Consider the following 23,116-nt stretch of genomic DNA (forward strand, 5'->3'; position numbering starts at 1 on the left):
CTGGAACCGCATTTGGCTGCCGATTGTCATTCTTGTCTTGGTCGGCGTGATCGTTTCGGTCAACTGGTGGTGATCCGCGCACCGCGACCGATGTGGTTGTGGTTGAACGGGGGGCTGATCTAGCGTAGCGGCGGACACATCGGGCAGGAGATATGACATGCGTCTGACCAGACGGGAATTTGCGCTGGGCGCAGCGGGTTTTGGGCTGGCCGGATGCTTGCCGGGCGGCGGGGCGCTTCCGCAGGTGGCGCGACCCGATCCGGCGCTTGAGCCGGGACTGCGCCCGCAACCAAATCCAGAGTATGATCAATGGGTTGTCGCGTTCAGGTCGCGCGCGATGTCTCAGGGGATCACCCAGGGGACGTTGGACCGTGCCTTTCGCGGGCAGGGCTTTTTGCCCGGTGTGATAGAGCGTGACCGCAACCAGACGGAATTCAACCGCACGCTTGAGGACTACATCGCCATCGTCGCGCCAGAGGAAAAGGTTGCGTTCGGGCGGACGGCCTATGCGCGGCAGCGCAACGCGCTTGACCGGGTCGAGGCGCAATACGGCGTCCCGGCGGAAATCATGGCCTCATTCTGGGGGGTCGAGAGTTATTTCGGCACCAAGCGCGGCAAGATCCCGGTGATCTCGGCAACCTCGACCCTTGCGTGGGAGGGGCGGCGCGGCCGCTTTTTCGAATCGAACCTGATGGACGCGCTGCGAATCGTTCAGACAGGGGATGCCCGCCCTGACCAACTGGTGGGCAGCTGGGCGGGGGCCATGGGGCACACTCAATTGATCCCCAACGCCTACCAGGAAAACGCGGTCGATTTCGATGGCGACGGCAAGCGTGACATATGGTCGGAGAACCCGATTGATGCCTTCGCTACAACGGCACGTTTTGTGTCGCGCGCCGGTTGGAAACGGGGGGCCCCATGGGGGGTGGAGGTGCGCCTGCCGCAAGGGTATTCCGGGCCAACAGGGCGCAAGAACCGCGCCGCCGTTTCGCGCTTTCGTGACCTTGGGGTGCGCACCGCGCAGGGCGGATCGTTGCCCGATCATGGGTCAGCGGCGGTGCTGGCACCGATGGGCGTGGGCAAACCGGCCTTTCTGGTGTTCCACAACTTCAACATGATCATGCGGTACAACCCATCCGAGAATTACGCGTTGGCGGTGGGCTATCTGGCCGACCGGTTGGCCGGTGCCGGGCCGTTGGTCGGGGATTTCGGACGCGACAAGTACGGGCTGAGCCAGGATGAACGCAAGGCGCTGCAACGCGGATTGACGCGGGCCGGATTCGACGCAGGCACGCCGGACGGTGTGTTTGGTAAAAAGACCGAGGCCGCGATCAGTGCCTATCAGTCCGCCAAGGGACTTGCCGTCACGGGTGAGCCGTCACGCGCGTTGCTGGACGCTCTGGGCTGACGTGCAGCGCGGAACGGTTTCGGGCCGCAGCGCGTCCCGAAACTCGATCCGCTCAGGCCGCCAGCAGAATCCGCGCCTGATCAGCCTTCAGTGAGGCGCGGGCAGCGGTATAGGCGTCCCGGCCCGGCGCATTGGACAGTTCCGGGAACAGGGTCAACAGTTCCTTGCGCTGCGCCGTGTCCAGACCCGCCAGCGACTGATCGCCCGGCTGAAAGCTTTCTGTCCAGGCTCCGTCCGACATCACCAGCTCATGTGCATTGAACATGAAATGCACATAGGTGATGCCATCGCGCGGGCACTCACGGGTGATGCCTGTGCGGCCAACAAGGTGGCTCGCCGCGACAAGAACCTCATCTTCGCCGAACAGCAGTTCCACGGTCGCTCCGCCCATGACGACCCGGTGTTGGGGCGAAACCAGCATGTCGCGTTCAGGCACACCGCGTCCCAGCGCGCCTGCAAGTATGCGGATCGGGCGCAGGTCAGGGTATGCGGCCAGGTCCGCACCGCTTAGCGTCTTTGTGCCAGTCCAAAGTACCCGCTTGTATCCATTGTCGCGAGTCAACACTCGGTCTCCGCGCGTGATCGCAACTGCATCGACCTCTCCGCTGGTGGTCTTGATCATCGTGCCGGGGGTAAAGCAGGGCGTGTAATTTACGTTCTCGATTTCCGAGAAACTGAGCGTGGATCCGTCGGCCCATTCGACCGTACCGGATTCCGCGCCAGTCATGGTGACGACCGCCGGTCCGGTGATGTTCAGCGTGTCGCCGCCAGTTTCGCCGGTTTCGCCACCGGCAAGTTTCAGGTCTGCGCCGGACATATCGGCTGCGTTGACGTTGAACACATCGTCGCCGTCGCCGCCCTCGGCCACGTCGCCGGAGCCCGCGTTGATCGTGTCTGCCCCATCTCCACCGATCATATTATCTGCACCCGCGCCGCCGGTCAGGCTGTCCGCGCCGCTGCCGCCGTCCAGCGTATCATCGCCGGAGCCACCGGTCAGGCTGTCGCTGCCGCCGTCGGCAAAGACCGCGATGCCCGCACTGTCGGCGCTGCCGTCGACGCTGTCATCGCCACCGCCCAGTGTCAGGGTTTCGATCTCTGTGAATCCCGCGCCGTCGGTGCCATCGGTGATCGTTCCGGCCTCATCGCCGGTGTAGGTGACCGTGACCGCGCCGGGAATTGCAGAGGCATCCAGCGTGTCGTTGTCTGTGCCGGTTGTGACGGTTTCGCCACCCGCGATGGTGTCCGCGCCAAAGCCGGTTTCCAGCACGATGGTGTCCGCATCTGCGCCGCCGAGGAGCAGGTCGCCATCGGTGCCGCCCAGCAGCACATCCGCACCGTCGCCGCCGTCAAGCGTGTCGGTGCCACTTTCCCCTTCCAGGGAATCGTCACCGGTTCCGCCAAGAACGCTGTCATCGCCCTGGCCCGCCTGTACGGTGTCGTCGCCGCCATAGGCCAGGATCGTGTCATCCTGACTGCCGCCGATGCCGTCGCTGTTGTCGACGAAATCGTCGTTGGGGTCACCCGCGTAAAGCGTGTCGATGACCTCGCCCACAGCCGACCCCTCGACGATGAAATCGCCGGGACTGAGGGGGATGCCCATAGCGTTCAATTGTGCCGGGGTTTGGACCTCGGAGATCGTAACACCGACCAGTGTGATGGATTCTCCGTTGGGAAAGGTCAGGATCGCGTGGCCCGATCCGTCACCTGCAGTGTCGGTGACGGTGACATCCCCTGTCATGACCGGGTTGCCGTCCAGATCGGTCAGCGCGGTCACGTCCAGCAAGTCGTTGCCCGCAAAAGCGCCGCCGCCAAGGTTTGTGGGGGCCTCAAAGCTGGAAATCACATCGTCGCCCGACCCATCGGCCAGCACAACCACGTCCTGTTCACCATCGCCCGCGCCGACGTCGATGATGTCGTCTCCGGCGCCGCCCTCGACGGTGTCCGCGCCGGAAGAGGTCAGCAGGCTGTCGTTGCCTGTGCCTCCGGAGACGCTGTCATCGTCAAAGCCGGAAAAGATCGTGTCGTTTCCTCCGCCGCCAAGGATCGTGTCATCGCCATAGTTGCCGATAATGTGTTCCGCCCCGGCGGAACCGACAACACTGTCGTTGCCGGTGCCCATCTGAAAACGTTCGATTTCTTCAAAGGCGGTGGTGCTGACGCCGTCTGTCAGCGTGCCGGTTTCCTCGCCGGTGTAGACGATAGTAATGTCGTCCGAGATGGCTGAAAAGTTGATCCGGTCGCCCAAAGTCTCGCCGGCCTCGCCGCCGACAATGCTGTCATTGTCGAGCTTGCCATCCAGAAAGATCTCATCGTCGCCACTTTCGCCATAGACGGTATCATCGCCTGCACCGGCGTCGATCGAGTCATCGCCGGCACCTGCCATCACCACATCGTCGTTTGTCAGTGCGGCATTGTCATTGTTGTCGATCCGATCCCCTTCAGGGTCATCGAGATAGGCGGTGTTGATAAGGTCGCCGTTCAACGTGCCCGAGACCACGTAGTCCGACGGTATCGGTGGGATGCCCATCGCCACCAGTTGCGCGGGCGCGGAAACGTCCGCTGACGAGACACCGATGAGAGTCAGAGTTTCGCCGTTCGGGAATGTGAGGATCGCGTCACCAGTCCCGTCGCCGACGGTGTCGCTGACCGTCACGTCAGCTACGTTCACCGGATCGCCGCCAAGGTCGCGCATGCCCGATACGTCCAGCATATCGTTGCCGGCATAATTGCCGCCGCCAAGGTCGGTTGGCGCGGCGAATCCGCTGACGCTGTCAGCGCCGGACCCGTCGGCAAGCACCAGCGTGTCAGTGCCGCTGCCCAGAACGATCATCTCGATGTCCTGAAAACTCAGCGTATCCGTGCCGTCAGTCACGGTGCCGATTTCTGGATTGCCCGAGGTCAAGTCAACGGTCAGGTCATCGGTCACTGCAGACATGTCCAGCACGTCGCCGGTTGTCTCGTCGACACCTTCGGCGTCTACCGTGTCGTTGCCAAAACCGTTTTCGATGTAGAATGTGTCATCGCCCCAGCCGCCCCATAGATAGTCGTCGCCGGCGCCGCCATATAGAGCGTCCTCATCGTAGGAGCCGCGCAGCCAGTCGTTGCCCTCACCGCCAATAAGCGTGTCATTGCCTTCGTTGCCCTCGACTGTATCGTCGCCGATGCCGCCGTCCACGAGGTCATTGCCCGTCTCGCCGAAGATCGTGTCGCTGCCTTCGCCGCCGTAAATCTCATCGCCGTCTTCATTGCCGTAAAGGCTGTCGTTGCCCGTGCCGCCGATCAGAGTGTCCGCGCCGATGCCCCCGCGCAACGTGTCTGAATCGATCCCGCCATCAAGGGAATCCGCGCCCTCTGTACCGACTAGGGAATCGTCCCCCGCACCGCCCTCGACCGTGACGCCGCTGGCCGCGGGACCGAATAGGCCGAAAAAGCTGTCATCCTGATCGGTCAGAACGACATGTTCAATTTCGGAATAAGTAAGCGTGTCGGACCCATCGGTGGCGAAACCGGCCTCGTCGCCGGTCATGGTCACATCGACGCCACTGCTCACACCACTGAAATCGAGCGTGTCGTAGTCGCTGCCGGTGGTGATCGCCTCGCCGCCGCGAATTAAGTCAGCGCCAAAGCCATCGTCAATCGCGATCACGTCGTCGTCCGCACCGCCGTCGATGGTGTCGGCATCCAGCCCGCCGTTCAGCGAGTCCATGCCGTCGCCGCCAGAAAGTGAATCGTTGCCCGCGCCGCCATCAATCGTGTCGTTGTCTGCCCCGCCGTCGATGGTGTCATTGCCCGCCATGCCGTCAATGAGATCATCGCCCGCGCCGCCAAAGATAAGGTCGTCCTGGCTTTCGGGGGTGGCCGTGATCACCGTGGGCGGGTTGGAAAAGCCGGCCGTCGAAAAGGCGTAGTTTGTGCCCGCTCCGCGCGACGTGACCTCAAAGACCAGCTGCTGCTGATCGGCATAGGTGAACTGCGCCCAATGGTTTTCGTCGGCGTTGCCCGAACTGGTGCCGTCCGACTGCGCGCCGAGCTCTTCACCCGTGTCCGTGGCATTGAGATTGGTGGTCGGCGCGGAGGCAAGACCGACGCTGACGACATCGGCGCTCTGGGCGGTGACGCTTTCAGAGGTGGTGTCGATGTCCTGAAAGGTGAAAGAGCCGGTAATCTTGATCGGCTCGCCGGTTGCCTGATCAAAGAATTCGAACCCCAGCGTGACGCCGGTGCCTGCGTCCGACTCGCCATCGCGGTTGATGTAGATAGAGTTGGTGTTGAATTCGATCTGGATATTCGGATCGTCGGCGTCAAGAACAGTCAGGCGGGCCTGTACCACCACGCCTTCGTCGGTGACGCCGATGTTGTCGTAGACCGCATAAGACCCGATGACGCCGGTGCCCGCGTCCCCGGTTTCGCTGACCGTGTCAAAGTCGAAGGCAGACAGTGTGCCGGAACTGACGCCGATGTCGCTGCTGTCGCCAAAGATCGTGTCGTTGCCGCCACCGGCGTCGATGGTGTCCCGGCCCGACCCGCCAGTGATCAGATCCGCACCCGCGCCGGATGTGATGCTGTCCGCGCCGGTGCCGCCGTCAATCCTGTTGTCGCCGCCAAGGGCGTTGATCACGTCCGCGCCCGAGCCGCCCTGCAATTCGTCCGACCCGGCGTCCGATGTCAGCGTATCGTCGCCCTCGCCGCCCATGATCGTATTGTTGCCGCCTGTGGCAGAGACGTTTTCGTCCCCGTCGCCAAGGTTGACGAAATCACCGCCATCAATGCCGGTAACGGTGTCGGTTCCGTCCGCAGTGAATACTGTGTCGTTGCCGCCGCCAAGGTCGATGTTTTCGCTGCGGTCGCTGCCGGCATAGAAATCCGATCCGTCGGGCAGGCGTACGGTTGTGAAATACTCGAATTGCGTCCAGCCCCCCAAATCCGCGTCGCTGGACCCGCTGTGAAACCTGTCGCCAACGGTATAGGTTGTGGACCCGTTCGAGATCTGCAGTTCGCCGGTGGCAGTGTTGTAGTCGACCGTAAAGCCCGGTCCAAGGTTGGAGAAATCCAGCGTATGACCGGCCCCGCCATGTGAGATGCCGTTCCAGAAAGACGCGGAATTCCAGTTGAAATTCGTGACCGTATATGTCGCCATCTCAGTAATACCCACCTTTTACCGACGCGAATGCCAAAACCACGGCTTCGCCTCGTTCTGCCCCAAATTGCGGCGTCCTGCGCAGGCGTTTAGACGTGACAATTGGGGCAGGAGTGGGCCGGTTTTTTGGAGAAAAACGCGCGATACTGTTTCTGGTTGGGCCATAATTGGCGGCGCGCCGTCACAGTTTGGCCTTAGTGCAGGCCCTCTGGCGGCTGTCTTTTGGTGTTCGGCACGACAGAACATGCCGGACAGGACCAGTGTTTCCTGTCCGCATTGCTGGTCAAAGCAATGCCCGGATCGGCTCCAGCATACCTTTGTTGCGCAGCGTCCGAACCGGGTAGCTGTCATCGTTCACCAGCCGGTCGAGGGAAAAGCCGGGTTCGATCTTGGCCAGTTTCTCGGCCACGGCCTGCGCCTTGTCCAACTGCCCTTCAAGCGCGTAAAGCGCCAGTAGGTGCCGATGTGCGGGCCGCGACAAGGGGGCTGAGCGGACCGCTGCCTCTCCCGCCTCTATGGCCTCTTGTGGACGGTTGCAGGCAACGGCGACAATGCAATGCCCGGTGTCCCAGAAGTGTTTGAACGGTGAGGTCCGCGCGATCAGGCAGGCCCGCGCCGAGGCTGTGAATGCGCCCTCGAGGTCCCCCGACAGGATCAACGCCTCAGAGAGGGATTTCCACGCAAAGGCGCTGGCCGGATTGCGTTCGACCGCGTTCTGGGCAAGGTCCAGAACCCCCGCGGTGTCCCCCAACGCCGTGCCACGCACCTTGGATACGATGGCGTGCACCAACACGTTGTCCGGGGCCAGTTCCATCGCCCGGTAGTGCAGTTCAACCGCCTCATCCAGAAGCGGTTTCTGATCGGCTTCGGCCATTTCGATCATCTGGGTCAGGCGGATCATGCTGGCCCAGGCCAGGTAGATGCCATTCTGATCGCGCTTGAATGCCTGATCCATCAGGCCGTAAGCCTCGCGCAGCGCGTCCTTTTCAAAAGAAAACATGCGGTATAGACCCAGCCGCGACAGTGCGGTGGACCGCGTTTCCGGGCGGTCCTTTTCCAGCACATGCGGCAGCTTGCCGATGATCTGATCGGCGGCCTCGAAGACGGTTCGCGAGACCGCGATTTCCGCCGTCAGGATGTCCTCCAGCCGGTCCAGCTGTTGCAATTTCGAATACAGGATGCGGGCGCTGGGTTGGTGGGTGGCCTTGATAAAAAGTGCGTGCCCTCCGTCGCCATTTCGGATCAATTGCGTGCTGACCTGAACGTCGCTTGCCGGGGCTCCTTCGGGCAACGGGCCGTCGCCTTCGGATTGTCGCCATGCGCGGACCTGTTCGGCAATGTTCTCGCCAATCTGATTGGACAGCACCTCTCCCAGCATCCGTTCCCGCCCCGGATCTTCGGTCAGGGCGCGGCAATTGATTAGGATGCCGCGGCTGTCCGAGGGGCTTGCCTTGGCCAGCTTGGATTGCAGCGCCGCACGTTCCTGCCGCAGCCAATCCTCAAACTCAGGGTCGCGTACATCAATGCCTTGCAGCAGTTCGACCCGGTCGTCTTCTGGCACCACTTCTTCCAGAAGGTCTACGGTCACACCGTTGGGGTCAAAGGAGATGCTGCTGCGGTCAGCGCGCAGAACACCGGCAGACGATCCCAATGCACCGCGCAGTTTCGACAGGGCCTGACGCAGGTTCGCACTGGCCTGTTCCGGGCCAAAGGTCGACCACAGCTTGTCCTCAAGCCAGCGGCGCGGTCGGGCCATGTCCGGGCTGAGCGCCAGCATCGCCAAAAGTGCCTGGTTCTTGGCCCCCTTGAGCGGCACGATCACGTCATCGGAATCCCGGACCTGAAATGGTCCGAGTACGGCGATGGTGATCTTCTTGGCGTGCGTCTGGTTCATTCGATTGTTCCAAATCCTTTCGAACGCTAGCATTGCCGTGACGCGGCGGCAACGGACGTGAAATTTCCGCAAATGTTTGCGCAACAGGGCAGATAGGCTTTGACCTGTGTCGGGCTGTGCCAAAAAATCAGCTTGAAAAAGAAGAGGATGCCATGCCTGTCTCCGGTCCCTACAATTCACAGAACTCGCAAAATTCACAAAGCAGCCAGAATTCGCAGAACTCACAGAATTCCCAAAACTCGCAGAACAGTCAGGCAGCGGAAAATTCGCAAGCCGGGCCGGACAACACGTTTTCCAGTGCTGCGCTGGGGACAGCGCGCGATGGAACCGTGGGTTTTTGGGATGGTTCTGCCGACCGCACGCCCAAACAGGACGGGCGCAGTGGGTGGGATGCGTTGAAAGCCATGGCAACCGGGCCGCGCAGGGGTCTGATGGATGCCTGTCTGCACGGGATGTTCGGGGTGACGCTGGAGACGGGGGCCAAGGACAAGCCGACAACCGGAACGGTGGCGCTGAACGGCGCGACATTGGTGACGTTGGAGGCGCCTACCAGCGCGCATCTTGCGCAAAAGCAATTGCACTACCTGCGCACCTACGCTGACCTGCGCGGTGACCGCCTGAATGAGATCATCATGCAGACCGGCGACATTCAGAGCTTTTTCGGCCTTGTCGGATACATGTCTCCCGACGCGTCAAAATGGAGCCTCGCGCTCAACCAGGCGATGCTGCGGCTGTGTACGATGATCGAGATGCCGCTGAAACACGGCTTTGACGTGGCGCGGCCCATTGCCATGTCCCGCAAGGTGCAACCGATGATTCAGACACCGGGACACGGCGCTTGGCCCTCAGGCCACGCGACAGAGGCGTTTGCCTGCGCGACGCTGTTGTCGCGCCTGTTCTTGAACGCGCCGGTGGACCCTGTGGAGCAGATCAAGGCAGGCAGCGAACTGTACCGCCATGCCGAACGGATCGCGATGAACCGGACTGTCGCGGGCGTGCATTTCCCGACGGACAGCATGGCCGGGGCCGTGCTGGGTGTGACCGTGGCCGAGGCACTGATCAACCTGCTGGACGGAGCCACGCAAACCCGCACGCGGGTCTTTCACGGTGCGGGATACGACGGCGATTTCAGCCTTGGACGCATGGTGCAGGCGCTGGAAACGCCGCCCGAGATCAAGACCGGGACGCTGTCACTGACGCCCGGCATGGTGCCCGGGTGGCTGGCCAAGATGTGGGATGAGGCCAAGGACGAATGGTAAGCGCGCGCCACAGAGGCGCGCTTTTCAGCAGGCGGGCAGGGGATCGGGCAGGTCGACCACGGCCTTGCCCAGACGCGCGTCCGGGGTTTCGGTCAGGATCAACAACGCGGGGTCGATATCGTCCAGCTTGGTCGATGCGGGGTCCTTGGCATTGGCGGTGATGCGCCTGGCTGACACTGCAAGCGCGCGCGTCAGACGACCGGCCGCAGCGCTGGTTCCGGTCAGACGTCGGGTGCTGCCGCTGAGCGTGCCTGCGGCGCGGACCCCCGCTGCAAAGGCCCCAAGGCCGACTACCGTGGCGACGGACGGCCCCGGCACAGACCATGTCGCCCCCTGTCCTGAATAGGCGGCAGCGCGAAAATTGCCGATGTTCGGACCGTTTTCACGGCCAGCACGCTGCGCCGCCGCTACACAGAAAACCTGACGGCACGCGGCGGTGACAAGGGCGTTGTGGCTGCCCTCATCCGTAATCGGCCCCGCCGCGCCCGGCGCGACATAGGCGGCGCGCAGGGGATCCCACGCATAGGCGGCGGAATGGTCAAGATAGGATTGCCGCCCGCGGGCTTCCGCGCCCCGGATCGCATCGTCGCGCTGCACCTGCACCAACACCTCGACCGCTGCCTTGATCGAGATTTCCCATGCGCCGCAGGGAGCCAATGGCTCTCCCGCCTTGTGTCCCCGCGTCGGGGCAAGCGCCAGAACATAGTGTGCCGCGCCTTCGGTGTCCGGGTCATGGCGGCGCGCGGGCACATGGTAGATCCGGGCAAGCGCGGCCCCATCGGCCCGTTCCAATGTGCTGATCTCACCCGGTTTCAGGGTCATGAGACCCGAGGCAACGCCATCGGGCGTGGTCAAGCCGACTTCGATGTCGGTTGTGTCAGCTCCCCGGCAATGGATTTCCACAAAGCTGGCGGTTTCGTCGTCGGGCTGGACGCGCCATGTCAGGTTGTGCTGCTCAGGCACCGGCTCGCACCGCGCGACCTGACTGCTGCGATAGCTGTTGCCGAACGCCCAGACCAGGCGCACGGGCTGGCCTGTGGCCGCCTCCCAAAGGCGTGCTTCGCGGGCCATCTGGTATTCGACAAAGCGTGAGCCATCCTTCGGCCCGGCCAGAACGCCAAGGGATATATTGACGATGACGGGCGCTGTGGCGTCGACCTGTCGCGCCTGCCGCAAGATCCAGCGCAGTCCCATGATCAGATAGCTTTCGAACCATGTGCCAGAGGTGTCATCGATGCTTTCGGGCGGCAGTTGCACACCCAACAAAGGCCAATTGCGTGCGGGGTCATCTGTGTCCGCCGGATCGGCCCCGGCGGCAAGGTCCAGAACATGCGTGCCATGCGTTGTGCCAAATCCGGTCTCGTCGCGGGTCTGACCGGGATAAAGCGCCGTATTCAGGGCGGCGTAACAGGCGCGCTCATCCATCTCGTCAAGCAGGGCATTGATGTCAGCAGTCCCCAGAATGCGCCCGGACACCGTTCCCTTGGGCGGTGCGTCGTGCTGTTCCAGAGCCTGCATCCAAAGTGCGTGAAACCGGGTCCGACGCTGGCCGTCGTTGTCCATCCGGCAAAATCGCGCGTTCAGAAAGCCGATGCCGTCGTCAAGGATCGCCACGATCGGTTGACCGGGATGCGCCGAGGGCGGCACTGGCGCAATGGGCTCCGGCAGCGGTCCGGCCGTGTCGATCTGAACCGGCATGCCGCTGTCGAGCACCTCAAACAGCGCCGCCTGCACGCCGTCCGGTGTGCCGATGCGACGAAAGATCATGTATTCATCCGGCAAGCCCGACAGGTCCTGCGGCGTGTCGATCCGCGCCTTTAGCGCCGCCAGTTCGGTGGCGTCCATGAGAAAGGCCGTATCCATGTCTTCGACCAGATCGCGCAGCGCGGTTCGGGCAGCAATGACATCCTCTGACGGCACCAGCCGCACAAGGATGGGCGCATATTCGGTGCCGCGATCCGGGCGTGCCGGGGCCAGCATGTCGCGGCGCAGTCCGATCAGCCGTGACCAATCAAGATAGGCGTCGCGGTAGGCGTGTTCCCGTGGCTTGGTCCAGACATGTGACATGATGATCCCCCTGATCCGCCCCTGATCTGGCACGAAAAAACCGACAGGCCCAGAAAAGGGAATTTCCGAAAGAGGGTCAAGGAATCCTGTCGATGGCAACCGGCCGTTTGCGCAGAATTCACGGCCCCCACTTGCTGAAATCGTACCTGAAACGCGTCATTTCATGCGCCGATCACGGCGGATTTGCGTTGGATTTGCGCTGCGTTCACGGAGCGCGTGCAGTGTCCGGGTAACGTACCGTCAACTATGGCGGAGGAACTTGGGTTTGGGGGAACGACCATGACACGCAACAGCGGTTTGACGCGGTTCACCGTGATCGACGGGGGCGGCACAGGACGATCTGTGCGCGACCGCATCGCCGTACCGGAGGCACCCAGCCTCTCGCCGCCGGAACTGGCCGCCGACATGGCAGAACTGTTTGCGCTGGGGCTGGTGCAGGATTTGCGCGCAGAGGCGCTCTTGGACCCGCATTGCGCGGTGCGCATTGATGGGGCTACTTGATTTACCATGCATGAACTGCTGTGCGAGTTGCGCAACCTCAGCTGGTTCGATGCGACCAAGCCGGTATACCCGTGTGACCTGTCGCAGGCCGGGCAGGACAGCGCGGCCCTGCGCCGGGCGTTGCGGTGCAACGGCGATGGCCAATTGACCCTGCACAGCTTTTTGCGTGGCGGCGCGGCCCTGCGCGGTGGTGGGCCAGTACTGTCAGCGCTTTGGGACACGGACCACATGGTTGCGCGCAACAAGAGCGGCGCAGATGACTGGCCGTCTGAGTTGGCTCCGATGTCGGATTGGTCACGCTGGTGCGCAGAGCACAGCCGCGCCGGGCTGCGCCTGCCTTGGGGGGCGGTGCGCACCACGCAGGATCCCAGCCTGAGCGATCGTGCCGAGGCGCTGCACCAGACACAGGCGGCGCGCCCGTTTCACAACGCGGCACTGGTGGCGCTGGCGCGCGGGGCGGGGATGGCGGCGGGGCTGCCGGGCCCGGGGCTCTGGACCGGGTCGCGCGTCTTTGCGCTGATGGCCGAGGCAGAGTCGCTGGCCCGTCGTTTCGCCCGGATGCAGGCCGCGCGGCCAGACCGAATGCCGCGTCCGGCTGTGACGGCGGCGCAAATGACGGTCTGGCTGGCCAACGAAGAGGGCCGAAAGGGGCGCAATGGGGATGTCTACCGCGCTGCCGCTGACGAACTGGCCATCGCCGCGCCCAATCTGCTGCATTGGGTCAGTCGCGCCAACCGGGCCCGCCGGGGACCGCAACGCTTTGACGTCAGCCTGTTTTTGCCGCTGGCGGGGCCAGAGCGACAGCATCTGACCCCATCGGACCTTGCTGCCCATGCCATCGTAGCGGGGGCATTGGCGACGTTGTTGAAGGCGGTTTTTGACACCTCTCCCCGGACGCAGCTACAGGCGGTGGGCAATAACGGCCCGGCCTTGGCGCTAGAGGATCAGGTAGACCGGCTGGCGGCCAACGTGGCCCTGATGCGCTGTGTGACCGGGGGGTATTTCCCGGCCGAGAACATACAGGATCTGCGTTTGGGGCAGGCCATCGCTCTGCATCTTCTGCGCGACCGAATGGAAACCGACAACCGCAGCGCCGGACTTGCCTTTCGTGATTTCGACGGGCGCAGCCTGCGGGTGCAGGCGCATCCCAGACGCTTTGGGCGCGGGTTGGCGGAACTGCGTCGTGACGCGGTGCCGATTGCCTGGCCACAAGAGGCATGCCACCCGGCGGCGCACCTGACGGCGGTCAGTTGACCGCCGTCAACGCCTGGCGACGGTGCGGGCGGGCAGGGTGCCCGAGATTTCGAGGATCAGCTTGCGCTTGACGGCTTCGGCGAACGTGGCGCGGGTCTCTGCCGTCACGACAAAAGCGCCGGGGCCGCCTATGATCATCTGCTCATAGCGCGCCTCCAGCCCGCCATGCGCGCGCCCCGGATCATCAGGGCGCAGGATCGGCAGGGCGTTGATCGTGACGCCGGCGGCCAGCACTTGCGCGCGGGCCTCTGCGATAGAGGGCCCGGTGTAGGAGTTGACACTGTCGCCGGAAAAATCGATCACCCTGCGCCATCCGGTGAATTCATTTGTATCCATCAGGCGCAACGCCTCGACCAGGGCTGCGCCAATCGCATTGCGCCCATAGGCTTGTCGCGGCTTTGCGGTCAGGGTGGCGGCAAAACCGGCTGCGGCCTCGGGGCCGTCGATCAGCGTCCAGTCGGCGACGACCGCCTGATTGACAGCCCATTCCACGTAGATGACCGCAATGCTGCCATAGGCGGTGTTGGCCACGGCGGCCAACACGTCGGGATCGGTGATGGCGGCGGCATAGCCCTGGCGCTGAAAGGCAATTTCGCGCTGGTCGATGCTGCCCGAGGCATCGGCCAGCAACACCAGTTCAAGGTCCGTGTCCTGGGCCACGGCCGCCCCGGCCCAGACCGAATAGGATCATCCAGCGCATCACAATCTCCTTTTGATCCAACATTAGCACGTCGGAGCGCTGCGCCCATATTGATGCGGGTCATGGCGCGAATGTGAATGCGGTGGCACACTTTGTGGGTCTTGGAACAGGAGGACACGTTCATGATCACCCGCCTTGCCGCGCTTTTACTTTTGGCTGCACCTGCCTATGCGCAGGATGCGGACATTGGCCGTTCGCACTACTTTACCCATTGCGCCACCTGTCATGGACTGGAGGGCAGCGGCGACGGGCCGATGGCCGGGGTTCTGACGATTCAGCCGACCGACCTGACTGAATTGTCCATTCGCAACGGCGGCGTTTTTCCCATGGTCCGGGTGGTTGAACGCATTGACGGGCGCGATCCGCTGGTGGCGCATGGCTCGCCCATGCCGGTCTACGGCGGCTATTTCGAAGGCAGCTTTGACGTGCCAATGAAAGCGCCGTCGGGACAGCCGATCCTGACCTCGCTGCCGGTCGTTGATCTGGTGGCGTACCTGCGTGAGATCCAGCGGATCGAGTGAGTCAGGCGCGGCAGATGCCATCGGTCTGCACATCTTTCCACGGCAGCACGACCGTTGGTCGATCGATGGCCCTGTCCAGTCGGTCAACCGGCATGTACTTCCCGATCATGCCGCGCAGCCGAGAGGTGCGCGGCGCGTTCGGGTCCAGCAGGCGGCAGCAGACATATTCCTCGACGATACTGCCCTGTTGTTCATAGCCGAACTCCAGAAAATCGCGGGCCTGCTCTGTGTCGAACAGGTAGGGGTCCTTGCTGTTGGCGTGTTCACGCGCGGCCTTGATCGGGTGGTATCCGGTCAGCTTGCGGTTTTGCCACTGCCAGACATGGGTGGCCTCATGGGCAAGGAGCATGGCGTCGAACAGGTCGATCCGATCCGGGTAGCCCTTCAGCATGTCGGCGCGGTAGATGTCGTCGCGCAACAGAACCTTGTTGAACAGCACCGTCGCGGCGGGCGAGACGGTGATGGTTTGCGCCGTGGCGATGGGCGGCCAGATTCGTTCCTGACAAGTGGTGCGCGGGCGGACGGGGATCTCATATGTGACCGACCCTGCGGGGTTGCCGTCGATCAGGCGGATTTTTCGAGGGTCGAGATCGTCACCGTGAAAGGCCCGCAGAAATTCGGTCTCATTCGGCGTCAGGGGACGACCGCAGGCGGTGAGGATCAGCAGGAGGAGCAGGGCGAAGCGGCGCATGAGAAAACTGTGGCCGGGGCCGGGGCGCTTGGCAAGGGGGCTGAGGGCTGTCCACGCGTGGACAGATCCGGCCGCACGCAAAATCAAAGGGTTACAGAGACGTTTTTACGTTCCGTTAGGAAATGGCGGCTTTGAGGGAGGGCGTTTGCGGACACGTCATACGCCCATTTTGACGGCGGCCATGGCGGCGCGCACACCCTGCTGGCACAGTCGCGGCCTCTCATCAGGGCCGCAGGGGACTGCGCCAGTCAGGTTTGGCGGATCAGGTGGCGTGGGGGGCCTTGCCGCCCGGTTTGCCGGAGGGCTTACCGCCCGATTTGCCCGACAGTTTGTTGCCGACGGCTTTGCCAGCGATCACCGTTTCCTTGCCGGTGTTGCTATTGGCGGTGGCCAGCACCTTGACCTTTTCCTTCTTGGGCTTTTTCGTTTCGCGGTTTCCGCGGTTCTTTTCCTTGGACATGGGTCTTCCTCTTTCGACACGAACCGGCCTGCGGGCCGGTGATTGGGACGCTCAGAGGGGGCAGGGTTGCCTGACATGGAGCAGGGCGATGACACCGGTGAGGCATCTTGCGAGATGCACCTATGCATGTGTGGTGTCTTTGGTGGCGCACAAGGCGGGGAGCGGTGGGGGATGAAAATATTGTTTGTGGGGAGGGTGGGGGTTGCCGGGCTGAAGCCCGGCCTACGGGCTGGCGGGGTGAACCCTGCGCTACGATTCAGATTGCGCGGCTCAGGCGACCCAATCCGCGGATCGGGTATCACCTGTTTGATAAAACCTGCGCACATTCCCGATGAAGTTCAAAAAGTCACCATTTTCCAAAGCTAGTCGATTCATGCTCCCCCAATCTACATCGGCTCGCTCTCTAGCGGGAAGCAGTATCTGGCTTTCTGACAAATTTTCCGAATCAAGACGAATTACACGGATGCCATGTAGTCCCGACAGCATCCGTAGCTCATCTAAAGTCTTCTCGCCTTGTATTTCGGCGGCTACAAGATAGCCAAGGTTGGACCAAGATGAGTTGCTCACAGCCTGAAAATACGACTCGCGAACATTTGATGAGTTCAGCCTTAGTTTAACCTCAAACGACCATAGTTTCGATTTTTTGTCTGAGTACTCCTTTGCGCAATCGACTATTTCCCGATGCCAAGTTGAGCTCAAATCTTGCATTCCAACCAGATCCGGAAATAGCCATTGGTTGCCGCCTTTTCCTCTGGAATTGGACGATCGGCGTTCGTCAATTCTCATGGCATAGACGGAAAGTTCGGATTGGGCAAAGGACTTTAATAGAGGGTATAAGGATGCTTCGTTTAAGTCGAACCCTTGTATATCTGTTTGAGCCGGGGTGCCTTGAAGATCAGGCGCGGTCTCTACCTCTTCTTCCTCGGAAAGGTTGCTGAGGAAGTATTTTCGCGGCCTGCCTTCCGTCGTCTTGATTCTGGAATCGTTCCTTTGCAAAAATTTTCTGCGTGCGCCAATTTCGGCAACGATTTGTTGTACCATCGCATCTTGAGTGTCTAGCGGAGCGACTACAGCTCTACTTTTCAACCTTTTTTGCTCAACGGCTTCTGGGTATTTCTCAACTATCCTTAATGCAATCTCCCGGGCTGTAAGGCGAGTGCCGATATTTTCTAAGAGAATCTCTGGTAGGAATTTACCAATACTAAACTTCTTGCTCAAACATCCAACTCCTCCACAAACCTAGCGTTCTCCTGAATATACTGAAAGCGCAGTTCCGGTTTCTTGCCCATCAGGCGCTCCACCAGATCGCTGGTCTCACCCGGTTCATCCTCGTCAATGGTCACGCGGATCAGTGTCCGTGAGGCCGGGTCCATCGTGGTTTCTTTCAGGTCCTTGGCGTCCATTTCGCCCAGACCCTTGAAGCGCTGGACGTCGATTTTACCCTTGCCGCCCAGACCCTTGGCCATTGCGGCCTCCTTGGCCGCGTCGTCAGCCACGTACAGGCGCTTGGCCCCCTGCGTCAGCCGGTACAGCGGCGGGCAGGCCAGGTAGAGATGCCCCTGATCAATCAGCGGGCGCATCTGGGTGTAGAAAAACGTCATCAACAGCGCCGCGATATGCGCGCCGTCCACGTCCGCGTCGGTCATGATGATAACCTTTTCGTAACGCAGGTCATCGATGTTGAACTTGGTGCCAAGGCTGACGCCAAGCGCCTCACACAGGTCACGGATTTCGGCGTTGGAGGTCAGTTTGTTGGACGCCGCCCCCAGCACGTTCAGGATCTTGCCCTTGAGCGGCAACAGCGCCTGCGTCTCGCGGAAGCGCGCGCCTTTGGCCGATCCCCCGGCCGAGTCGCCCTCGACGATGAAAATCTCTGTGCCTTCGCGATTCTTGTTGGTGCAATCGGTCAGTTTGCCCGGCAGGCGCAGTTTCTTGGTGGCGGATTTGCGGGCGGTTTCCTTTTCCTGCCGACGGCGCAGACGCTCCTCGGCGCGCAGCACGAGGAAATCGAGGATCGCGCCGGCGGATTTTGTGTCTGATGCCAACCAGTTATCGAAATGGTCGCGGACGGCGTTTTCAACCAGGCGCTGCGCCTCTGTGGTGGCAAGGCGGTCCTTGGTCTGGCCGACGAATTCCGGTTCGCGGATGAAACAGGACACCAGCGCGCAGCCCCCGGCCAGCAGGTCGTCGCGGGTGATTTGCGCGGCTTTCCGGTTGCTGACCAGTTCTCCATAGGCGCGGATGCCCTTGAGAATCGCGGCCCAGAAACCGGCCTCATGGGTGCCGCCCTCTGGCGTGGGGACGGTGTTACAGTAGGACTGGATGAACCCGTCGCGCGCGGGGGTCCAGTTGATGGCCCATTCCACCTTGCCGGGTGTGTTGAACTTCTCCTTGAAATCGACGGTTCCGGCAAAGGGCTTTTCGGCGTAGGTGCTTGATTTCCCCAAGGTTTCGGTCAGGTAGTCCGCCAATCCGCCGGGAAAGTGAAACGTGGACTCCTGCGGGGTTTCGCCGTCGTCGATTTCCGATTTCCAGCGGATTTCGACCCCGGAGAACAGATAGCCCTTGGAGCGGACCATCTTGAACATGCGGGCGGGTTTGAACCTGTGATGGCCAAAGATCTGTTCATCGGCGTGAAAGGTGACGGTGGTGCCGCGCCGGTTCGGGGCCTGACCGACCTTGGCGACCGGGCCAAGGGGAATGCCGCGGGAAAACCGCTGTTCATACAGTTCCTTGTTGCGGGCGACCTGGACCACCATGGAATCCGACAGCGCATTGACGACGGACGCGCCGACGCCATGCAGACCGCCGGAGGTTTCATAGGCGTCACCAGAGAATTTGCCGCCCGCGTGCAGGGTACACAGGATCACCTCCAGCGCAGATTTGCCGGGGAACTTGGGGTGCGGATCAATCGGGATGCCGCGCCCGTTGTCCTTGATTTCAATGGAGTAATCGGCCAGCAGGGCGACCTCGATCCGATTGGCATGACCGGCGACGGCCTCATCCATGGAGTTGTCGAGCACCTCGGCGACGAGGTGATGCAGGGCGCGCTCATCGGTGCCGCCGATATACATGCCGGGGCGTTTGCGGACGGGTTCCAGCCCCTCCAGCACCTCGATGGAGGAGGCGTCATAGGCGGGCGCTTCGGTCGCTTTGAGGAGGTCGTCTGCCATGTGTGTGCTCGGTTTGTTCTGATTGTTGAGGGGCAGTATGGCAGAGCGCGCGGGGGGCGAAAAGGGGCAGGCACGAGGGATGTCCGGGGGATGTGCCTGTGGTGTGCGGGTGAGGGCGGTCAGCGGTCGCGGGTCAGGACGGGGACGAGGCGCGTTGCGCGGTTGGGGCAGGGGGTTACGCGGCAGGGATATATTCAAGGGTTGAGGCCGCGGGGTGGACGGATGGGTGATCCAGTCTGGAGATCTCTTGCCATCCGGCGTCAAGCTGCGGGAAATACGCGTCGGCGTCTTCGACCTCTATATCCACCTCGGTGATCAACAACCGATGCGCCAGCGGCAGCATGGCCTCGTAAATTCTTTGCCCGCCGATGCCATACACTCGGAAATAGCCAAGCGATTGCGCCAGTGCGATGCCCTCTTCGACGGAGGAGACCACATGCTCGGTCAACCCCTTGTCGCGGGAGACGACGATGTTCAGGCGTTTGGGAAGCGGCTTGAACGGCAGGCTGTCCCACGTCCGGCGGCCCATGATCAGCCCGCCGCCCAGCGTCTCGCGTTTGAACATCGCGAGGTCTTCGGGGATGTGCCACGGGATGCCGCCGTCTTTGCCGATTGCGCGGTTGCGGTCGTGGGCGGCAATGAGGGTGATCATGTCGGGTCTCCTCAGACGGCCACGGGGGCCTTGATCGCGGGCAGGGGATCGTAGCCGGGAAAGGCGAAATCCTCGTAGCGGAAGTCGAACAGGTCGGTGACGTTGCGGGTGAATTCCAACGCGGGCAGGGGCCGGGGTGTGCGTGAGAGTTGTTCGGCCACCTGATCCATGTGGTTGGAATAGATATGCGCGTCGCCGATCGAGTGGATGAAATCACCCGGCTCATAGCCGGTGACATGGGCCAGCATCGCTTGCAGCAGCGCGTAGGAGGCGATGTTGAACGGCACCCCAAGGAACATGTCGGCGCTGCGTTGGTACAGTTGCAGGTGCAGCTTGCCACCCAGAATGCGCACCTGCCAGAGCGTGTGGCAGGGCGGCAGCGCCATGTCGGGCACATCCGCCGGGTTCCACGCCGAGACGATCAGGCGGCGTGAATCGGGCGTCTGGCGGATCTGGGTCAGCAGGGCTTCGATCTGGTCAATGGGCCCCTTGTGACCGGGCCAATGGCGCCACTGGTGGCCATAGACCGGGCCAAGGTCGCCGTTGGCGTCGGCCCATTCGTCCCAGATGCGCACCTTGTTCTCTTGCAGGTAGCGGATGTTGGTCGAGCCAGAGAGGAACCACAGCAGTTCATGCACGATGCTGCGCAGGTGCAGTTTCTTGGTGGTGACAAGGGGAAAGCCCTCGGCCAGCGGATAGCGGATTTGCAGGCCGAAATGGCTGCGCGTGCCGGTGCCGGTGCGGTCGGTGGTGTCGTGACCGTGGTTCAACACGGTGCGGAGCGCGTCTAGGTATTGCTGCATGGGGCCTCCACAGGGGGGTCAATGTGCTTGGAATAGGGCATTTGGTGTGGCGGCGGAAGTCGGGGCTGTGGGATGATTATGCCGCACATTCCGGCGGGTGCCGCAGCCGTGATTGACTTTTCACGGCGCGCTGCGCACCCTGTGGACAAAATAAAAGACTAAACCAGAGGCAGTTTCATGTATCGCACTATCGTAGCGCTCGCATTGGCGAGCGCCCTTGCCGCTTGTGATCCCGCCAGCCTGAGCAGCGGCGGCGGCTCCGGGATCGGCACGGGCGCACAACCCCTGATCGCAGAACCCGAGGCCGTGGATGGCGGCGGCGCAGTGGACCCCGATGCGGATCCGGACCCGGACAACCTGTATACCAGCGAGTTGAAAAACGCCTCGGCGGATCTGACCGTCAACGAGATGACGTTTGACCCGGCGACCGGAGAACTGGTGTTCAACAACCTGCCGTTCGACAGCAATCAGGCGGTGGCAGGCGAGAACGTCTATACCCGCGATCCGGGTGTCAGCGCGGCCTTGGCGGGACGCGGGTTCGACGCTTATCGCAACGCCGCCGGACCAAATGGCGGCTCGCAGTATTTCGCTGTTTTCCGCCGCTCGCCCACCGGGTTCAGCCAGGTCGGCGCGGTTGGCTCTGACCGCTACCTGTCGTTCGGCTTTGGCGGGGCGGCGGCGCAGCGGCTGGATGGCAAGGGGGCCTTGCCCGATACCAATGATTCCTATGTCTTTACCGGTGAATACGCCGCGGTGCGGACGGTGGTGGATGACACCACGGGCACGCGGATGGAGTATGTCTCTGGCGTGTCGCTGATCGACGTGGACATTCAGGACTTTGACGTCTCTGGCGCGGTTGAGGGGCTGATCGTGAGCCGCGAATTCTTTGACGTCAACGGCGTGAACATCGCCGATCTGAGCCGCGCGGATTTCCTGTCACTGTCCACGGCGCAGATCAACTTTGACACTTGGACGATCTCGTCTTCGGATGCCAGCGCGGTGCGGTCGGACGGTGAAGTGACCCAGACCGGTAGCTGGTCGGGCCTGTTTGCCGGACCGAACGGCGAAGAGGTTGTCGGCGTCGTGGTGGTCGAAGGACAGGGTCCGGTGGGCATCGACCCGGCGACAGGCGAATTCATCACTCAAGATGTCCGCGAAGTCGGCGGCTTCATTGCGACGCGCCCGTGATCCGGTGATGCGTCTTGGCCTCCGGTTGCGGGGCGCTGTCCATCTGGCGCTGACCCTTGCGGTGTGCGCGGCGGTGGGGCTGACCCCGCAGACCGCTCAGGCCGAAGAGACCCGGATGAGCGTGGATGAGGCGCGCAGCGCGGCGGCGGGGGCCTTGATGGCGGGGCAGGCGGAACTGGCGCTGGTGCTGGCCGAGGGTGTTCTGCTGGGCGCGCCGGGGGACACGCAGGCGCTGATGATGAAATCCCGCGCATTGCGTGAGCTGGGCCGCCCGCAAGAGGCGTCGCAAGCGGCGCGGCAAGCCTTTGGCCAGAGCGATGATGAACGGTCGCGGTTTTTTGCGGCCTTGCTGATGGCGCAGGCGCGGTCCACCGGCGGGCAGCCGGGGGTGGCGCAACTGTGGCTGCGTCGTGCGGCGCAGATTGCACCGGATGACCAGTTGCGGGCAGCGGCGGTGCGCGATTTTCGCCATGTGCGGCGTCAGACGCCGTGGCGGTTGTCTTTGGACATGTCGGTAGAGCCGTCGGACAACCTGAACGGTGCGCCCAAGACCAACAGCTTTACCTTTGGCGGATTGCCGTTTGTGAACCCCTCGGCGGTCCCGCTGTCGGGCGAACGCTTTGTCTTTGGGGCCGATTATCTGCGGCGGGTGCCGCTCGGCGAAACCCGGCGGTTGAACCTGGGCGCGTCGGTCGAAATGCAGCGCGTGCGCTTTTCCTCGGAGGCGCGGGACAAGGTGGCGGGCCTGCGGAACGGCGACTACCGGCAGGACGCGCTGGCGCTGAGCCTGGGCTATGAGGCACGCGGGGCGGACGGGACATGGCTGGGCAAATCGCAGCTGTCGGTGTCCCGGCACTGGCTGGCCGGGACGCCCTATGCGGATGCCGCGCGGCTGGACCTCAGCTATGGCCGGATGCTGATGCCGGGGCTGACCGGCGTCGCGCGCTTTGCCTATGAAACCGAACAGCGGCTGGATGCGGGGCTACGCGACAATCAGACCCGCGAGATGGGTGTGACCCTGACCCGGCGGTTCGGCAAGGCGGCGCTGGGACTGGATGTGCAGGTGGCGGACACCGCGTCCGAATCGCGGCTGGTGGCGCGTGAAAGTGCGCGTGCCGCGATCAGTTACGGGCTGGGCAAGCCGGTCCGGGGCATGCTGCCGCGCCTGACGCTGGCCTGGGAAGTCACCGACTACGATCAGGCGCCGGCCAGCTTTTGGCTGACCCCAAGACGGGATGAGGAACTGTCGGTTTCGCTGAATGTTCTGCTGCCGGAACTGGATTACTATGGCTTTGCCCCCGAGATCGGGGTTTCCTTCCGCGACCGAAGTTCCAATTATACCATCTACGAGACCCGCGGCACCGATCTGCGGCTGGGTCTGAAATCGGTATTCTGAAACGCGGCGATG

The 23,116-nt window shown here is 62.6% G+C and carries 17 protein-coding genes; 7 read left to right on the plus strand and 10 right to left on the minus strand.

From position 1 onward, the window contains the following. Positions 1–157 precede the first annotated feature (157 nt). Positions 158–1,408 (plus strand): lytic murein transglycosylase, encoded by a 1,251-nt coding sequence (locus CHB90_RS04320; RefSeq protein WP_089276623.1) that lies wholly within the window; start codon positions 158–160, stop codon positions 1,406–1,408. 52 nt (positions 1,409–1,460) lie between these two features. Here the strand turns inward: CHB90_RS04320 and CHB90_RS04325 are convergent, their stop codons facing one another. Further along, on the minus strand, positions 1,461–6,545 hold the full coding sequence (locus tag CHB90_RS04325) for a Hint domain-containing protein (protein WP_089276624.1): 5,085 nt from the start codon (positions 6,543–6,545) through the stop codon (positions 1,461–1,463). Between the two features lie 283 nt (positions 6,546–6,828). Further along, complete coding sequence (locus CHB90_RS04330) at positions 6,829–8,439, minus strand: AfsR/SARP family transcriptional regulator (RefSeq protein ID WP_089276625.1); 1,611 nt, start codon at positions 8,437–8,439, stop codon at positions 6,829–6,831. 152 nt (positions 8,440–8,591) lie between these two features. Here CHB90_RS04330 and CHB90_RS04335 point away from each other — a divergent pair, with 152 nt between their 5' ends. Next, positions 8,592–9,698, plus strand: a complete 1,107-nt coding sequence (locus CHB90_RS04335) for a phosphatase PAP2 family protein (RefSeq protein WP_089276626.1) — start codon at positions 8,592–8,594, stop codon at positions 9,696–9,698. Positions 9,699–9,722: 24 nt separating this feature from the next. Here the strand turns inward: CHB90_RS04335 and CHB90_RS04340 are convergent, their stop codons facing one another. Then, complete coding sequence (locus CHB90_RS04340; protein ID WP_089276627.1) at positions 9,723–11,765, minus strand: S8/S53 family peptidase; 2,043 nt, start codon at positions 11,763–11,765, stop codon at positions 9,723–9,725. A 279-nt stretch (positions 11,766–12,044) separates the two neighbouring features. On the opposite strand from CHB90_RS04340, the gene CHB90_RS04345 reads away from it, so the two are divergent. Both CHB90_RS04345 and CHB90_RS04350 read left to right on the plus strand, forming a co-directional pair. Then, positions 12,045–12,266: a hypothetical protein gene (locus CHB90_RS04345; RefSeq protein WP_141135799.1), complete on the plus strand. Its 222-nt coding sequence runs from the start codon at positions 12,045–12,047 to the stop codon at positions 12,264–12,266. A 6-nt stretch (positions 12,267–12,272) separates the two neighbouring features. Continuing rightward, positions 12,273–13,520, plus strand: coding sequence for a phosphatase PAP2 family protein (locus CHB90_RS04350; protein ID WP_089276629.1), 1,248 nt, complete (start codon positions 12,273–12,275; stop codon positions 13,518–13,520). A gap of 6 nt (positions 13,521–13,526) precedes the next feature. Here CHB90_RS04350 and CHB90_RS04355 read toward each other — a convergent pair whose 3' ends face one another. Continuing rightward, on the minus strand, positions 13,527–14,180 hold the full coding sequence (locus tag CHB90_RS04355; RefSeq protein WP_089276630.1) for a DUF1194 domain-containing protein: 654 nt from the start codon (positions 14,178–14,180) through the stop codon (positions 13,527–13,529). Positions 14,181–14,342: 162 nt separating this feature from the next. On the opposite strand from CHB90_RS04355, the gene CHB90_RS04360 reads away from it, so the two are divergent. Further along, entirely contained in the window at positions 14,343–14,741 is a 399-nt protein-coding gene (locus CHB90_RS04360) for a c-type cytochrome (RefSeq protein WP_089276631.1), read from the plus strand. Between the two features lies 1 nt (position 14,742). On the opposite strand, the gene CHB90_RS04365 is transcribed toward CHB90_RS04360, so the two are convergent. The 6 genes from CHB90_RS04365 to CHB90_RS04390 all read right to left on the minus strand — a co-directional run bounded on the left by CHB90_RS04365 (position 14,743) and on the right by CHB90_RS04390 (position 20,520). After that, on the minus strand, positions 14,743–15,432 hold the full coding sequence (locus tag CHB90_RS04365; RefSeq protein WP_089276632.1) for a hypothetical protein: 690 nt from the start codon (positions 15,430–15,432) through the stop codon (positions 14,743–14,745). A gap of 262 nt (positions 15,433–15,694) precedes the next feature. Beyond that, positions 15,695–15,892 (minus strand): hypothetical protein, encoded by a 198-nt coding sequence (locus tag CHB90_RS26095; protein ID WP_141135800.1) that lies wholly within the window; start codon positions 15,890–15,892, stop codon positions 15,695–15,697. Between the two features lie 270 nt (positions 15,893–16,162). Then, positions 16,163–17,110: a COG2958 family protein gene (locus CHB90_RS04375; RefSeq protein WP_245823160.1), complete on the minus strand. Its 948-nt coding sequence runs from the start codon at positions 17,108–17,110 to the stop codon at positions 16,163–16,165. After that, the gene (parE, locus tag CHB90_RS04380; RefSeq protein ID WP_089276633.1) at positions 17,107–19,065 is read right to left on the minus strand and encodes a DNA topoisomerase IV subunit B; all 1,959 of its coding nucleotides are present in this window, start codon (positions 19,063–19,065) and stop codon (positions 17,107–17,109) included. Before parE ends, CHB90_RS04375 begins: the two co-directional genes overlap by 4 nt. A gap of 175 nt (positions 19,066–19,240) precedes the next feature. Beyond that, positions 19,241–19,717: a dihydrofolate reductase gene (locus CHB90_RS04385; RefSeq protein WP_089276634.1), complete on the minus strand. Its 477-nt coding sequence runs from the start codon at positions 19,715–19,717 to the stop codon at positions 19,241–19,243. A gap of 11 nt (positions 19,718–19,728) precedes the next feature. Next, on the minus strand, positions 19,729–20,520 hold the full coding sequence (locus CHB90_RS04390; RefSeq protein ID WP_089276635.1) for a thymidylate synthase: 792 nt from the start codon (positions 20,518–20,520) through the stop codon (positions 19,729–19,731). Between the two features lie 177 nt (positions 20,521–20,697). On the opposite strand from CHB90_RS04390, the gene CHB90_RS04395 reads away from it, so the two are divergent. Both CHB90_RS04395 and CHB90_RS04400 read left to right on the plus strand, forming a co-directional pair. Beyond that, positions 20,698–21,708 carry a hypothetical protein gene (locus CHB90_RS04395; protein WP_089276636.1) on the plus strand — a complete coding sequence of 337 codons (1,011 nt, stop codon included), beginning with the start codon at positions 20,698–20,700 and terminating at the stop codon, positions 21,706–21,708. Between the two features lie 7 nt (positions 21,709–21,715). Beyond that, the gene (locus tag CHB90_RS04400; RefSeq protein WP_141135801.1) at positions 21,716–23,104 is read left to right on the plus strand and encodes a surface lipoprotein assembly modifier; all 1,389 of its coding nucleotides are present in this window, start codon (positions 21,716–21,718) and stop codon (positions 23,102–23,104) included. The last annotated feature ends 12 nt before the right edge of the window (positions 23,105–23,116 follow it).

The sequence above is a fragment of the Antarctobacter heliothermus genome (assembly GCF_900188425.1).
Classification (GTDB): domain Bacteria; phylum Pseudomonadota; class Alphaproteobacteria; order Rhodobacterales; family Rhodobacteraceae; genus Antarctobacter; species Antarctobacter heliothermus.

Excerpts from the sequence above, each read along its gene's own strand:
- CHB90_RS04360 (WP_089276631.1), top strand. The coding sequence starts at position 14,343 with ATGATCACCCGCCTTGCCGCGCTTTTACTTTTGGCTGCACCTGCCTAT.
- CHB90_RS04395 (WP_089276636.1), top strand. The coding sequence starts at position 20,698 with ATGTATCGCACTATCGTAGCGCTCGCATTGGCGAGCGCCCTTGCCGCT.
- CHB90_RS04335 (WP_089276626.1), top strand. The coding sequence starts at position 8,592 with ATGCCTGTCTCCGGTCCCTACAATTCACAGAACTCGCAAAATTCACAA.
- CHB90_RS04320 (WP_089276623.1), top strand. The coding sequence starts at position 158 with ATGCGTCTGACCAGACGGGAATTTGCGCTGGGCGCAGCGGGTTTTGGG.
- CHB90_RS04350 (WP_089276629.1), top strand. The coding sequence starts at position 12,273 with ATGCATGAACTGCTGTGCGAGTTGCGCAACCTCAGCTGGTTCGATGCG.
- CHB90_RS04345 (WP_141135799.1), top strand. The coding sequence starts at position 12,045 with ATGACACGCAACAGCGGTTTGACGCGGTTCACCGTGATCGACGGGGGC.
- CHB90_RS04390 (WP_089276635.1), bottom strand. The coding sequence starts at position 20,520 with ATGCAGCAATACCTAGACGCGCTCCGCACCGTGTTGAACCACGGTCAC.
- CHB90_RS04325 (WP_089276624.1), bottom strand. The coding sequence starts at position 6,545 with ATGGCGACATATACGGTCACGAATTTCAACTGGAATTCCGCGTCTTTC.
- parE (WP_089276633.1), bottom strand. The coding sequence starts at position 19,065 with ATGGCAGACGACCTCCTCAAAGCGACCGAAGCGCCCGCCTATGACGCC.
- CHB90_RS04400 (WP_141135801.1), top strand. The coding sequence starts at position 21,716 with ATGCGTCTTGGCCTCCGGTTGCGGGGCGCTGTCCATCTGGCGCTGACC.
- CHB90_RS04385 (WP_089276634.1), bottom strand. The coding sequence starts at position 19,717 with ATGATCACCCTCATTGCCGCCCACGACCGCAACCGCGCAATCGGCAAA.
- CHB90_RS04365 (WP_089276632.1), bottom strand. The coding sequence starts at position 15,432 with ATGCGCCGCTTCGCCCTGCTCCTCCTGCTGATCCTCACCGCCTGCGGT.
- CHB90_RS26095 (WP_141135800.1), bottom strand. The coding sequence starts at position 15,892 with ATGTCCAAGGAAAAGAACCGCGGAAACCGCGAAACGAAAAAGCCCAAG.
- CHB90_RS04330 (WP_089276625.1), bottom strand. The coding sequence starts at position 8,439 with ATGAACCAGACGCACGCCAAGAAGATCACCATCGCCGTACTCGGACCA.
- CHB90_RS04340 (WP_089276627.1), bottom strand. The coding sequence starts at position 11,765 with ATGTCACATGTCTGGACCAAGCCACGGGAACACGCCTACCGCGACGCC.